Below are 13,521 nucleotides of genomic sequence, written 5' to 3' on the forward strand. Positions count from 1 at the left end.
TCACCAGACGATTTCATGAGGAAGGAACATGATGAAACGTATACCCTACAATGACGATTGGCTGTTCGCGCCGCTCGGCTCGATTTTTGAATCCGCCGGAGACCAGAATAAGCAGCGGGTGACATTGCCGCATGACGCCATGCTTGCCGGTGGCCGTTCGAAGGACGGCTCGGACGGCTCGTCCGTCGGCTATTTCTCGTCGGGGGCCTGGCAGTATAAGAAGTCGTTCGAAGTGCCTGAGCAGTGGGCCGACAAACGCGTCGTTTTCGAATTCGAAGGCGTTTATCGAGATGCGATGGTATATATCAACGGCGCATATGCCGGGCAGCATTCCTACGGGTATTCGCGTTTCTACATTCCCGCAAACCCCTATCTCGACTATGGACAGACGAATACCATCACCGTCGAGTGCCGTGCCCATCGGGACTCGCGCTGGTATTCGGGCGCCGGAATGATTCGTCCGGTCAACCTTCTCGTCGGCGACCTCGTTCATATCACCGCTGTCGGCCCGCGCGTCACGCCGTCTGTTTGCGGCGGCGACGGCACCGTCGAAGTCGATACCGATGTGGTCAACGATTCGGTGACGACCCGGACCGTGACGTTGGAGACCTCCATACTGTCCGCGGACGGCAAGGTGTGCAACACGGAACGCACCAAGGCGACCATTCTCGCCGGCGAAACGGCGGGTGTGCACCAGCGCCTTTATGTGGCTGATCCTGCGCTGTGGGATGTGGAGCATCCGAACCTGTATCGGCTGGAAGCCAAGGTCCTTGAAGAGGATGCCGCGCTCGACGAGGCGTCGGCCGAGTTCGGGTTCCGCACCCTCGAACTCGACCCGCGCCACGGCCTGCGCATCAACGCGCAGCCGGTGAAGCTGCGCGGTGCCTGCGTGCACCCCGATAGCGGGATTCTGGGCGCCGCGACGTTCGACGCCGCGGAGGAGCGGCGTGTACGTCTGCTCAAAGCCGCCGGTTTCAATGCCATTCGTTCCTCGCATAACCCGCTGTCCCGTGCCATGCTCGAAGCGGCCGATCGGGTCGGCATGCTGGTGATGGACGAGACGTTCGACATGTGGCATTACAGCAAAAACGCCGATGACTACTCCGGTCGTTTCGAGGCGAATTGGCGGCAAGACACGGATGCCATGGTCGTTCGCGACTATAACCATCCGAGCGTCATCCTCTATTCGGTCGGCAACGAGATCCTGGAGAGCGGCGATCGTTTCGGCGCACGTCAGGCAAGATTGCTGGCGGACGAGGTTCGCAGCCTTGACTCCACGCGTTTCGTGACCTCCGCCATCAACGGTGCCATGGCCGCCCGTGACGAGCTGATGAGGATTGTCGCACAATCCGGCAGCGAGAAGCAGGGATTCAACGCGATTCTTTCCACCGACGACGCCACCAACGAGCTGATGGGCCGTCCCGAGGTCGGTGCGGTGATAGAGGAGACCGCCGGCGCGTTGGATGTGGTCGGCCTCAACTATGGGGAGCTCCGCTATCAGAAGGACCACAAGACGCATCCGAACCGTATTTTTGTCGGCTCGGAAACCTTCCCGTCGAAAATCGACAGGCTGTGGGCCTTGGTCAGCGAGTTGCCGTATGTCTTGGGCGATTTCACGTGGACCGGCTGGGATTACTTGGGTGAGACGGGACTCGGCAATCCCAAGTATCCCGGCGAAGAGGCGCCGTTCGCGGCACCGTATCCGGCCTTGACGGGCAATTGCGGCGACATCGACATCATCGGTGTCCGGCAGCCGATTTCGTATTATCGCGAGATTGTTTTCGGGCTGCGCAAAGCTCCTTATATCGCCGTCGAAGACCCCGCTCACGCCGAAAATCCGGCCGTGCCGCAAGGTTGGTCGTGGTCGGACGCGAAAGCCTCTTGGAATTGGGATATCGCGGAGAACACCCCGGTGACCGTCGAGGTGTACGCCGATGCGGACGAGGTGGCGCTCGTCCTCAACGGCGAGGAAAAGGCGCGGGCCAGCGTGGGTGAGGAGAGGAACTATATGGCGAAAGCCGTGATTCCCTACCTGCCGGGAACGCTGAGCGCGATTTCTTACCGTAACGGCGAAAAAGTCGGTGAGACGCAGCTGAAGACCACGGGCAAGCCGGCTGAAGTGCGGCTTTCCGCCTTCGCGCCGGAGCATCGGGAACTTGCCGACGACATCAAGCTGGTCGAAATCTCCGTGCTCGATGCCGATGGGCAGGTCTGCCAAGACGCTGACCTTCACATTTCGGTATCCGTGTTCGACGGGACACTGCAAGGCTTGGGCGCCGGCCGGAGCGTGACCGAGGAATCCTTCCTCGCCGATAGCTGCACCACCTATGAAGGCAGGGCTTTGGCGGCTGTAAGGCCGGGCGAGGGCGATTGCCGGATTGCGGTGTCCGCGCCGGGTGTGCCTGAGGCGACGCTGGATCTATCGTGATGCGGCGTTAATCGGAGTTCAATCGAAACCCAATCGAAGCCCCGGTTTTCAAGGCAACTTGAAAGGTGCTTTCGAGCTGATATGCAAGGTATCGGCTTGGAAGCGCCTTTTGGTTTACGCGAGTCCGCTTTTCGTCGTGCCGCGGGTGATGACCGTGAGATTCGGATTCTTGCAGGTCGTGTAATCGCCGGAATTCTCGGGAATCGAAAGAAGTGTGTCGATCAGAGGCAATATCTCGCCTTTGGTGGCAATCGTGCTCAATTGGGGATCGGTCTGCAGCGCGATCGTGGTGTTGTCGACGCCGATGATGGCGAAATCGTCCGGTGCGCTGAGCCCGATCAGATGCCCGGCGCCCAGCATCGCCGCGGCGGTATCGTCGTTATAGCAAGCGATGCCGGCATGTTTTTTCAGCGACCGCATGATGTCGATGTTCAGGTCTGATTGCGGGTTGACGGTGACGGTAACCGGTTTTGGCAACCCCAGCTCGTCGCATTTCGCGAAGAAGCCGGCCTGGCGAGCCTTTTGTATGACGTCGTTTTCTGCGGTGGAGAGGCGTGCATACACCAATTGCGTGATACCGCAAGCGCTGAGATGCTCGGCTTGCAGCTGCCCGATGCGCCAGTTCATGCCGCCTTTGCGTGAGGTTTCGGCGGCGACGTCCACGAACGGTGTCTTGGCTTTCTTCAGTACTTTTCGCTGCGCCGGCGTCAGGTGGGTCTCCGCGAGGAAAAGGCGGGGACGCACGGTCTGGACGGTGTATTCCAAATCTTTGGCCGACACCGCGGGAGGCATCATCAGCAATGTCTGTGATTCCTTGGAAAGCCGCTGGGCCAATTGCGACATCATCGCCATGAATTCCACGTTCGGGGAAAGAGGGATGAGCGTCAGAATGACGTTGCTGGATCCGCGGGCCAGGGTCTGTGCCGCAGCGACCGGGCGATATCCGAGATCCTTGGCCGTCTTCTTCACCAATTTGCGGGTTTTTTCGGTGAACTGCTCGCCTTTCCCGTTCAGGATGTAGCTTACGGTCGTTCGCGAGACTCCTGCAGCACGCGCAACGTCGGTACTGGTTACTGTCATGCTGTCCTTTTCGCGAATCGGTGTTTTTCTCAAGTTTATATTACTTCACAGCAAAGAGGACGACGCATAAGACGGCAGTGGCCCGGTCGTGCGCAATCCCCGCTGTAGTCACTCAGAAGTCCCAGTCGTCGTCGTTCGTTTCTTCGGCGGTGTTGGCCGCGGTGGCGCCGGTCGAAGACGAAGGCGAAGTGGCGGCGGTGCCCGTGGAGTTGATGCCGGTGCCGGCGAACAGACTGCCGGATTTGAGCGCAGACATCACGGATTCCATATCGTTGAGCTCGTCGGTGACGGCCGGGTTCGGCTGGCTGATCTCGGCGGGGAACAGGGCGGGATATCCCAAGTAGGAGAGTGCCTTGTTGGCGTTGTAGCTCAGGAACTTCTCGATGTCGTCGTCGAGGCCGAGGTCGGCGTATGGCAAGGTGTAGCTGTAGTCCTCTTCGGCGAAATAGAGGTTGTTGGCCAGGTCGTAAACGTATTGGCGCATATTCTCGCGGGTGCTGTCGTCGAGTTGCTCGAGCTTACGCTGGTAAACGGAGCCGAGGTACGAGCTGGAAGTGACGATATCGCGGTTGATCAGGCGGATGATATCGGCGGATTTCGTCATTGCCCCTCGGCTGGAAAGCCACATCGGCAGGTAGAAGCTGGATTCCACCAGCAGAGCCTCTGCCAACACGGCCGCCGCGAGCCGTTTGAGCGCGCCGAGGTCGGGGGTACTCCCAGCGCCGGAATTGTCGTTGTTAACACTTGAAGAATCTGAAGCCGAAGAGTTTGGTGTCGCAATCTCGTCCGGTGACGAGATGCCCAGCGAATTGGCGGGAGTGCCCGCGTTTTGGTTTGATTGCTCCGCTGCGCCGGAAACAGTGACGTTTGGAATATTCAAATCAGTTGCATATACATCATTGAGCAGTTGCAGCTTTGCCTGCATCGATTCATTCTGCTCGGTCCAGGCAAATGGGGATTGCGTGTCGTTGTTGTCGCTGCTATTGCCGTCGTTATTGCCGAGCGCCGCGATCAGCGCCGAATAAGCTTTCGTATGGATGGATTCGCCGAATGCGATGGCGGTCAAAACGGCCTGCCCGATACCGGTGTGGTCGCTGCCTTTGCCGGCGTCGGTGCTCAGAACGCTCGTCGCGCCGCTGGCCTGTAGCGATTCGACTGCGGCAAGGCCCGCGAAAATGCGGCTCAGCGCAACCCGCTGAGCATCGCCCAGCCCGCGAATATCCTTGGTGTCGTCAGCCAGCGAAACCTGTTCCGGCGTCCACAGGTTCGCGGTCATGGCGTTGAAGGCGTCGCGGTCCGCGTCGGCGTTGGCGCCGGCGAGATTCCAGTTCATAGCGGTGAAGGGCATGGATGTTCCTTACATAGATCAACAAAAGGGGTTCTGCCTTCTAGATTACCGAGGCCCGCTCCCGTATTCGCTGAGCGAAAGATGCAAGAGATGATGTCCGTAGAATAGTGCAGAAATCCTTTTCGAAAATCCTTTTCGGAAATGCGTCAAGTACTCCCGAAACTGTTCCGATCATTTATGAAAGTCTCTTTCGGAATTGTTCTGGAAATGCCTCAAAATCCTTCTACGGACTTGCGAAACTGTTTCAGAATGTTTCAGAAACGATACCAACGCTTCGCATTGTCAACGAACAGCGCGTCTTGTTCGGGTTCGGAAAGCGTTTCGACGCAGCGTGCGAAGCCGTGCACGATGTCACCGTAGGTGCCGTGCAGCTTGTCGACGGGGAAATTCGAGCCGAACATGACGTGATCGGTGCCGAAAGCGTCGAGAATCGTATAGACGATGGGTTTGATGCTTTCCAAGGTCCAGCGGTGGTCGAGCGAGGCCAGCCCCGAGATCTTGATGGCGCAATTATCGCGCTGTGCCAGATTTCGCAATCCTTTGCTCCAAAGCTGCCATCCGGCGAGATCCCGGTCGGCCCACATGCCCGCGTGGTTGATGATGAATGCGGTCTCCGGGTTGGCGTCGATGACCTCGCAGGCGCGTGCGAATTGGGTGGGGTAAAGCTGCATGTCGAAGCTCATGCCGTACTTGTTCAGCAGCGCCAGCCCCTTGAGCCATTGCGGGTCGTCCATATAGGATTTGTCGACATAGGCATAGAGCGGATGTGGGTGGATGTTGAGGTTTTGCCGCACACCGCGCACGTCGGCGAATGCGGCCTCGCGTTCCAGCAGGCTTTCGATATCGGGGTCGCTCAGGTCGCCGCCGCCGATGATTCTGATTGGCCAGGCCGAGCGTGCGGCCATGGCCTCCACCGCCTCGATCTCGGCGATGGAGTCGTCGGCGTTCGCCTGGATGTGGACCGCGCCTTTCAGCTCTATCGGCGTGCCTTCGGCTTCCTGGGCCAGCTTGTCGGCAGTGAAGTCGCCCATGGTAAACAGCGGGTCCCACGGCCCCTCGAATGTCGCGGGTTTCGAGGGATTGAACCACGAGTAGAGCGAGGCTTTCATCAAGTGGACGTGTGTGTCGATAAAGGGCCGGGGCTTGGTGGCCTGCGCTCGCGTCTCCGGAATGATCGTCGTCAGACGGTCCGTCACGGTTTCGCTGAAAACCGCAGGTTCACCCGCTGGCTCCGGATTTTTTGAGTTGTCGCGTTCATATGAAGTGTTCATTTGACGTCACCCTTGACATGAAAATTGTATTAAATAATAAGGGCCATCGTATTGCTGTTTGCCGAATACGGCCAACGTGCCGATATCGTTGGGAACGTGGCTGCCGTTTCTCTGGTGACCAAGTGGGTGTCAGCTTGTCCTGATTGGACTTTGCCGGAATCAGGACAAGCTGACAGCCGAGTATCTCACAATACGGAACGGGTGTCGTTCTCGTAGGAATTGCGGCCCTGCCCGGTAGCGGCCGTAGTTCCGCCGTCGACGGGCACGACCAGGCCGGTCAGGTACGCGGCGTCGTCGGAGGCGAGGAACAGCGCGATTCCGGCGCAATCCTCGGGCCGTCCGGTGCGCCCAAGCGCCACGCGCTGCGTGTAGGGCGCCACGCGCTCGGGGTCGCTCCACACTTCTTTGTTGATGTCGGTTTCGATGAAGCCGGGCGCGAAAGCGTTGATGCGCACGCCTTTGGCTCCGTAGTCGAGGGCCACGCAGCGCACGAAGCCGTTCATGGCGTGCTTGGTGGAGTTGTAGGCGGTCTGCCCCCAGTCGCCGTACAGGCCGGAAACGGAGGTGTCGACCACGATGTTGCCGTGCGATTTGATCAGGTGCGGCAAGGCTTCCTTGGTCAGGTAGAAGAGGCCGTCGAGGTTGACGGAGAAGAGCTTGTGCCAGACTTCGTCGGAGACGTGCTCCACCTCGCCGCCCTCGAAGATGCCCGCGTTGGAGACGACCACGTCGAGGTGGCCGAATTCGTCGACGACGGATTGCACGAGTTCCTTGACCTGCGCGTGGTCGGAAACGTCGGTGATGTGGATATGTCCGTTTTTGTAGCCTTTTACGGTGTCTTCGAGCGGATCTTTGCGCAGGCCCACGGCCACTACGGTGGCGCCGTTGTCGAGGAACCCTTGCGTGACGGCCTTGCCGATGCCGGTGCCGCCGCCGGTGACGATGACGACTTTGCCATTGAAATCGTAAGAATTGCTGGTCATGAACACTCCTTCGTTGCTTGACGATGCCGGACTTTCGCGGGCGACGGCTGCCGAGCGCAATCGAGGTGCGCAAAAATCCTGTATATATCCTATTTCACCATATTTGGAACGATGTTTCATATATAGGGACAAATATATGCGCGCGATAATCTGGATATCGGCACTGTTTTTTCTTTAACGGAGAGGAATCGCTATGACATTGGCACCATCATTGAAGATGCCCACGATTACCGCGATCCACGCCTATTCCATGGGTGGGGCTGCGGCCAAGGTCCACGGGCAGGGCGGCGGAGACTATCACGACCAAGGGCCCGGCCATTGGATCGACGACCACATCGCCACGCCGATGAGCAAATACCCCGAATACGAGCAGTCCCGCCAGAGCTTCGGCCTCAACGTGCTGGGCACGCTGGTGGTCGAGGTCGAGGCCAGCGACGGCACCACGGGCTTCGCGATTTCCACGGCCGGGGCCATCGGCTGCTTCATCGTCGAGCATCACCTTTCGCGCTTCGTGGAAGGCAAGCGCGTCGACCAGATCAAGCTGATCCACGACCAGATGCTCAACGCCACGCTCTTCTATTCCGGTGGCGGCGGCGTGGTGATCAACACCGTCTCCTGCGTCGATCTAGCGCTGTGGGACCTCTACGGCAAGGTCCTGAAGATGCCGGTCTACAAGCTGCTCGGCGGCGCGGTACGCGACGAGATCCACTTCTATGCCACGGGTGCACGGCCCGATTTGGCCCAGAAAATGGGCTTCATCGGCGGCAAGATGCCGACCCACTGGAGCTCGGCGTTCGGTGACGAGGGTATTGAAAAAGACATTGCGACGCTCGCCGATATGCGCGAGAAGGTCGGCGACAATTTCTGGCTGATGTATGACTGCTGGATGAGCATGGACGTCAATTACGCCACCAAGTTCGCCCACGCGGCCGCGCCGTACAAGCTCAAGTGGATGGAGGAATGCTTCCCCGCCAGCCAGATCGATTCCTACCGCGAGTTGAAGCGCGTGATGCCGGCGGGCATGCTGATGACCACCGGCGAGCACACCGGCACGCTCGAAGGCTTCAAGGAGCTCTCCGACGCGGGTGTCGACATCCTGCAGCCCGATGTCGGTTGGTGCGGCGGCGTCACGTCGCTGTGCGAAATCGCGGCGGTCGCCAAGGCCCACGGCCAGCTGGTCGTGCCTCACGGCTCGTCCGTCTATTCGCACCACGCCGTGATCACTTTCACCAACACCCCGTTCAGCGAGATGCTGATGACGGCTCCGAAGGCCGACCATATCCGTCCGCAGTTCGACCCGATTTTGATCGGCGAGCCGGTGCCTCATGATGGCATCATCACCGCCGAGGAATTGGACAAGCCCGGTTTTGGTGTCGAACTCAACCGCGACTGCCCGCTCGAGCGTCCGTTCAAGCATTAATCGAATCGTGCCAGCCCATGGCTGCCAAAGGTACCGCGCGTATCGCCGTGGTTTCTTTCGGCGGCCATGGGTTTGTGTGAATGGAGAGAAGGAACATCATGGCTACACAGCAATTGAAACATAATCCGTTCAAGGCGGCGATCCGCCAGCCCGGCCCCAAGCAGCTCAAAGGTCTGTGGGTCGCGATGGGATCCGCCACGTCGGCGGAGATCGCCGCGGGCATCGGTTACGACTGGATGCTCATCGACGGCGAGCACGGCCCGAACGACCTGACCACGATCGAGGCGCAGCTTCGCGCTTGCCAGGGCTACGACACCCCGTGTATCGTGCGTCCGGCGGCGGCCGACCCGGTGCGCATCAAGCAGGTGCTCGACATCGGCGCTCAGTCGCTGTTGATCCCGATGGTCAACAACCGTGAGCAGGCCGAGCTGATGGTCAAGGCCGTCAACTACGCGCCCAAGGGCATCCGCGGCGTCGGCGGTTCCATCGCACGTTCCGGGCGTTGGGGCATGATCCCGAACTACATGCGTGACGCGGCCAGCGAGATCTGCCTGATCGTACAGGTCGAATCGCGCGAGGCGCTCGGCAATATCGAAGAGATCGCCAGCGTCGAGGGCATCGACGGCGTCTTCATCGGACCTGCCGACCTTTCGGCCTCGCTCGGCCATCCCGACGATGCCGCCGCCATCAGCGACGAGGTCCATCACGCCTTCGACGTCATCAAGGCGCATGGCAAGGCCATCGGCTCGCTCGCCTTCGACGCGCCCACCGCCAAGCAGTATTTCGCGTGGGGTGCCGATTTCATCGCGGTCGCCGGCGATACCGACGTCTATGTGCACGGCCTTGACGCTGCGCTCGCGCAATACAAGTAATGCAACTACGGACGGGCGGCTATCGTGGACTCTATGAACGAAGGAACCACGAACGTGCGTGGTGCCCAGACGCTGGTCAACGGCATCGCGGTGCTCAAAGCCGTCGCCGCGGGGTCGCGCACACTGCGTGAGCTGACCGAGGCCACCGGGCTGAGCCGGAGCACCACGCATCGCTTGATTCAGGCGCTGCGCGGAGAGCGCATGCTGCGCGACAACGTCGACGGCAGCCTGGCGCTCGGCCCCGCCCTGATCGAGCTCGGTTTCCAGGCGAGGGAAGACACGTCGATCAGCGCCGTCGCCCGTCCGTATTTGCTCGACCTTTCCGACGCCACCCGCGACACCATCCACCTCGCCGTCGAGGACGATGGCGAGACGCTGTATCTCGACAAGGTCAACGGCACGCGTTCGGTTGAGATTCGTTCGTGGCCGGGCTGCCGGATGCCGCTGACCTACACGGGCATCGGCAAAGCGCTTCTGCTCGACCAGAGAGACCGTTGGGAGCAGCAGTATATCGACGATCGCAAGCGCATGGAACGCCAGCCGGAGCACAATTATTCCGGGGCGAAGGCCTTCGCCAACGCGATGGCACGCTATGCCAAACGCGGGGTGGCCTACGATCTCGAGGAAAACGAGCCGGGCGTGCGCTGCGTGGCCGCGCCGGTGCGCGACGAATCCGGCACAATCGTATGTGCGATTTCCGTCTCGAGTTTCAAGACCTTCATGCCTTTCGAGCGCATGCGCGAGGTCGGCCCGCTGGTGGCCGATGCCGCCGCCTCGATTTCCGCCGAGCTTGGTTGGGCGGGCAAGAAGGGCTAGAGAGGCATCCGACTTGCTTTGCAGGTTGATGTGGTTGCGCCTGGATTGGGGCTCGATTAAGGCTCAGCCAAGCCGAATCGGACCAGTCGGACCGGGCCATGCCAAAGCGAACCAAGCCGAACCGGGTCGTGCCAAACGTTGTGTGGTGATTTGGCGCGACCCGGTTTATTTGGCGCGGCTCGGTTTATCGGTTCGACCCGCGTGGATGGGGATCGGCGTGCCTACTCTATGGCGTTGGCTTTGATGATGCGCCGGTATTCCAGCGCCGAATCCTTCCAGATACGTTCCTGGGTGTCGTAATCGACACGGATGATGCCGAAACGCTTGGTATAACCCAGCGCCCATTCAAAGTTGTCGAGCAGCGACCATGTGAAATATCCGGTGACGTTGGCGCCGGCGTCGATGGCTTCGGCGACGGCCTTCAGATGCGCCCGCATATAAGCCACGCGCTGCGGGTCGTGCACGATCTTGCCGTGTGGGGCCGAGGGGTCGGCCGTAACCGCATCGTCCCAGGCGGAACCGTTTTCGGTAATCATCAGCTCGATGCCGGGGAAGCGTTGGCCCAAATCGATAAGCGTTCGCTTGAGCGCCGCCGGCTCCTGATTCCAGCCCATCGCGGTCAATTCGCCTTCGGGGGGCAGGACCTCGACGTCCTCCTGTGCGGGCATGGCGTTCCTTGCGGTTTCGGTTTCGGGATTTTGGCGGCGCCTGACGTGCTTGGTCGAATAATAGTTCAGTCCCAAGGCCGCAATCGGCTGATGGATCGTCTCCAGATCGCCGTCCTCGACGAAGCCCCAATCGGTGATGTCTTTGGTCGCTTCGGCGATTTCCGGATTGTAGCGTCCCTCCAGCATCGGCTCGAGGAACACCTCGTTGGCGATGAGGTCCATCCGTTTTTTCGCAGCGATATCCTCCGGTGCTTGGCTTTGTGCGATATCGACGGAAAGATTGAGTGTCACCGACACCCGCGTATCGTCCCCCAATTGCTCGTGTATGGTTTTGGCGGCCAGCCCATGGGCAAGATTGAGGTGATGAACGGCTTTCAAAGCCTGTTCGTAATCTTGGATTCCCGGGGCGTGCGCACCGCTGCCGTAACCGAGATATGCGGAGCACCACGGCTCGTTCAGCGTCGTCCACGTATCGACTTGCGTGCCGAACGCATCGGCCAGACAGCCGACATAGTCGGCGAAGCGCAACGCGGTATCGCGCCTCGCCCAGCCTCCCTTGTCCTGCAGGTATTGCGGAAGATCCCAGTGATAAAGCGTCACCACGGGCTTGATGTCGGCCTTGCGCAAGGTTTCGAGGAGACGACGGTAATGGTCGATGCCGGCAAGGTTGACCGTTCCGTCTTCGGTGACGATACGTGGCCAGGCGATTGAAAGACGGTAGGCTGTGACCCCGAGTCGCTTCATCAGATCGATGTCCTCGGGGTATCGGTGGTATTCATCGCAGGCGTTGCGCCCCGAAGAGCCGTCGGCGATGGTGCCTGGTCGCTGGCAGAACGTGTCCCAGATGGAGGGCACGCGCCCGTCTTCCTCTGAGGCTCCTTCGACTTGGTAGGACGCCGTTGCGACGCCCCAGGTAAAGTTGTTCGGGAATGTGAAAGCCATGATGCTCCTTGCTGCTGTGTACTGATGCGCTGTTGTGCTGCTGTTGTACAGCTGTTGTACAGCTACTGTGCTGCTGTCCGGTTTTGTTCCGATATCACCGAGACCGGAATTCATTTGGGAAGCGGAATGAATATAGTGAACGTCGGTCCCACCACACTTCCTGGGGCCGACGTTCGTTGTATCGTGTCATCTGATGATGAATCGCCTGATGGCTACTTCACTTTCTTGATGAACATGATGATGATTGCTCCGATCATCACACCGGCGATCGCAATCGGGAAGAGGATTGCGTAGCTGTTGGTCGCCACGATGATGGCGCTGACGATAACAGGCGCGATGACCTGGCCCAAGGTATTGGCGAGGTTGAGGATGCCCAGATCCTTGCCCGCCTCATCGCCGCTGGGCAGGACGTCGACATTCAGCGCCTGGTCGACGGCCTTGTACATGCCGTATCCGAAGTTGCCGACGAGCGCGTAGGCGAGCATGCCTTCCTTGGTCGGGAAGAACCAGGGGATGGCAAGGCCGACGGCGATGATTGCGGAGCCGATGAACACCAGGATCTTACGCCTGTGCAGCTTGTCGGAAAGCGGGCCGGAGACCAGCGACATGATGATCTGGACCACCATGGCCAGCGCCGCCATCTGCGAAAGCACGCTTGCGGAAACGGTTTTGCTCATATGGCAGTACTTCTGCAGGATATAGAGCTGGTAGCCGCCGATCATCTGCCAACCGAGAATGAACATGAGCCTGCCGCAGAGGGCCAGATAGAAGTCGCGGCAGTTCTTGGTGGGCGGGATGAAGGCTTTGGCGATTTCGGAGAAGTGCAGCTTTTCTGTGTTTCCGGTGCTCTTTGAGGAAAGTTCACGCGGCCAGGCGAGGACTGCGGCCACGCCGGCGAAGATGAACAACGCGACGCCGAGCGTGAAGCCGGTGCCCATGTTGGAGATGAATTTGGCTCCGACGAAGGTGCCGAGCGATGAGCCGACGAGATCCGCGCCGCCGTAGAATGCCGAGAAGGTGCCTCGCACGTTTTCGGGAATACGGTCGGAGAGCACGGCGATTGCCGGGGCGATCATGCAGTTGACGCCGATCTGGACGATGGACCAGCCGGCGACGATGCCGAACAGGGTCGTGCTGGTGGCGGTAATCGCATATCCGCCGCCGGCGATGAACCCGCCGACGATGACCCACGGTGTACGTTTGCCGAATCGTGAACGCGTCACGTCGCTGAATGCGCCGAAAACGATATTGGAGACCAGTGCGAACACGCAGCCCACCGAATTCATGGTGCCGAGAATCACCTCGGGCACGCCGATATTCAGTTCGCTGAATCGCTGGGGAAGGAGCACGGCGGAGCCGGCGGTTCCTGCTGTCATCCACAGCAGGCCGAACAGGACGAAGCCGATGCCGAATCGAATCTTGGCTTTCATGTCCAAAGGCTTGCCGGTGTCGGGTGCGAGATTGCTGAGATTCTTTACGGCAACGGTTGCGGTTGCAGCGCCGTCCGTCGTAATCTGGCCTTCATCCGTATCCGGACGAGGCTCGTCATTGAGTTCCATGGTTCTTCCTTTTCTTTGTTGTACCGCTGTAAGGCCCAGATATGTTGCTTTCGTGAGACCTTGACAATTTGGTCGGGGTCCTGTCTGCGCTTCGATTGCGTCAGACGTGACCTGTAGCGTGTGCAGGCGTTGAA

General features: G+C 59.8%; 10 protein-coding genes. 4 read left to right on the top strand and 6 right to left on the bottom strand.

Annotated elements, in window-relative coordinates; all coding sequences use genetic code 11:
• Positions 1 to 28 precede the first annotated feature (28 nt).
• The gene (locus tag OZX71_RS00560) at positions 29 to 2,428 is read left to right on the top strand and encodes a glycoside hydrolase family 2 TIM barrel-domain containing protein (RefSeq protein ID WP_277160113.1); all 2,400 of its coding nucleotides are present in this window, start codon (positions 29 to 31) and stop codon (positions 2,426 to 2,428) included.
• A 114-nt stretch (positions 2,429 to 2,542) separates the two neighbouring features.
• Here the strand turns inward: OZX71_RS00560 and OZX71_RS00565 are convergent, their stop codons facing one another.
• From OZX71_RS00565 to OZX71_RS00580, 4 genes are all read right to left on the bottom strand, one after another.
• Positions 2,543 to 3,508: a LacI family DNA-binding transcriptional regulator gene (locus OZX71_RS00565; RefSeq protein WP_277145882.1), complete on the bottom strand. Its 966-nt coding sequence runs from the start codon at positions 3,506 to 3,508 to the stop codon at positions 2,543 to 2,545.
• 112 nt (positions 3,509 to 3,620) lie between these two features.
• On the bottom strand, positions 3,621 to 4,856 hold the full coding sequence (locus tag OZX71_RS00570; RefSeq protein ID WP_277145880.1) for a ribonucleotide-diphosphate reductase subunit beta: 1,236 nt from the start codon (positions 4,854 to 4,856) through the stop codon (positions 3,621 to 3,623).
• 254 nt (positions 4,857 to 5,110) lie between these two features.
• On the bottom strand, positions 5,111 to 6,127 hold the full coding sequence (locus OZX71_RS00575; protein WP_277160114.1) for an amidohydrolase family protein: 1,017 nt from the start codon (positions 6,125 to 6,127) through the stop codon (positions 5,111 to 5,113).
• Between the two features lie 185 nt (positions 6,128 to 6,312).
• The gene (locus tag OZX71_RS00580) at positions 6,313 to 7,110 is read right to left on the bottom strand and encodes an SDR family oxidoreductase (protein WP_277145878.1); all 798 of its coding nucleotides are present in this window, start codon (positions 7,108 to 7,110) and stop codon (positions 6,313 to 6,315) included.
• 193 nt (positions 7,111 to 7,303) lie between these two features.
• Between OZX71_RS00580 and rhmD the strand changes: the two genes are divergently transcribed.
• From rhmD to OZX71_RS00595, 3 genes are all read left to right on the top strand, one after another.
• Entirely contained in the window at positions 7,304 to 8,530 is a 1,227-nt protein-coding gene (gene rhmD, locus OZX71_RS00585) for an L-rhamnonate dehydratase (protein ID WP_277160115.1), read from the top strand.
• A gap of 98 nt (positions 8,531 to 8,628) precedes the next feature.
• Complete coding sequence (locus OZX71_RS00590; protein ID WP_277160116.1) at positions 8,629 to 9,402, top strand: aldolase/citrate lyase family protein; 774 nt, start codon at positions 8,629 to 8,631, stop codon at positions 9,400 to 9,402.
• A 33-nt stretch (positions 9,403 to 9,435) separates the two neighbouring features.
• A complete protein-coding gene (locus OZX71_RS00595; RefSeq protein ID WP_277160117.1) occupies positions 9,436 to 10,218 on the top strand; it encodes an IclR family transcriptional regulator in 783 nt (260 codons plus the stop codon).
• A gap of 221 nt (positions 10,219 to 10,439) precedes the next feature.
• Here OZX71_RS00595 and OZX71_RS00600 read toward each other — a convergent pair whose 3' ends face one another.
• Together OZX71_RS00600 and OZX71_RS00605 are read right to left on the bottom strand one after the other, a co-directional pair.
• Positions 10,440 to 11,828, bottom strand: coding sequence for a GH1 family beta-glucosidase (locus OZX71_RS00600; protein ID WP_277160118.1), 1,389 nt, complete (start codon positions 11,826 to 11,828; stop codon positions 10,440 to 10,442).
• A gap of 212 nt (positions 11,829 to 12,040) precedes the next feature.
• Complete coding sequence (locus tag OZX71_RS00605; RefSeq protein ID WP_277160119.1) at positions 12,041 to 13,387, bottom strand: MFS transporter; 1,347 nt, start codon at positions 13,385 to 13,387, stop codon at positions 12,041 to 12,043.
• Positions 13,388 to 13,521 lie beyond the last annotated feature (134 nt).

Origin of the sequence: Bifidobacterium sp. ESL0764 (assembly GCF_029395515.1) — a bacterium.
In the GTDB taxonomy this organism is placed as follows: domain Bacteria; phylum Actinomycetota; class Actinomycetes; order Actinomycetales; family Bifidobacteriaceae; genus Bifidobacterium.

Excerpts from the sequence above, each read along its gene's own strand:
- OZX71_RS00560 (WP_277160113.1), top strand. The coding sequence starts at position 29 with ATGATGAAACGTATACCCTACAATGACGATTGGCTGTTCGCGCCGCTC.
- OZX71_RS00565 (WP_277145882.1), bottom strand. The coding sequence starts at position 3,508 with ATGACAGTAACCAGTACCGACGTTGCGCGTGCTGCAGGAGTCTCGCGA.
- OZX71_RS00570 (WP_277145880.1), bottom strand. The coding sequence starts at position 4,856 with ATGCCCTTCACCGCTATGAACTGGAATCTCGCCGGCGCCAACGCCGAC.
- OZX71_RS00575 (WP_277160114.1), bottom strand. The coding sequence starts at position 6,127 with ATGAACACTTCATATGAACGCGACAACTCAAAAAATCCGGAGCCAGCG.
- OZX71_RS00580 (WP_277145878.1), bottom strand. The coding sequence starts at position 7,110 with ATGACCAGCAATTCTTACGATTTCAATGGCAAAGTCGTCATCGTCACC.
- rhmD (WP_277160115.1), top strand. The coding sequence starts at position 7,304 with ATGACATTGGCACCATCATTGAAGATGCCCACGATTACCGCGATCCAC.
- OZX71_RS00590 (WP_277160116.1), top strand. The coding sequence starts at position 8,629 with ATGGCTACACAGCAATTGAAACATAATCCGTTCAAGGCGGCGATCCGC.
- OZX71_RS00595 (WP_277160117.1), top strand. The coding sequence starts at position 9,436 with ATGAACGAAGGAACCACGAACGTGCGTGGTGCCCAGACGCTGGTCAAC.
- OZX71_RS00600 (WP_277160118.1), bottom strand. The coding sequence starts at position 11,828 with ATGGCTTTCACATTCCCGAACAACTTTACCTGGGGCGTCGCAACGGCG.
- OZX71_RS00605 (WP_277160119.1), bottom strand. The coding sequence starts at position 13,387 with ATGGAACTCAATGACGAGCCTCGTCCGGATACGGATGAAGGCCAGATT.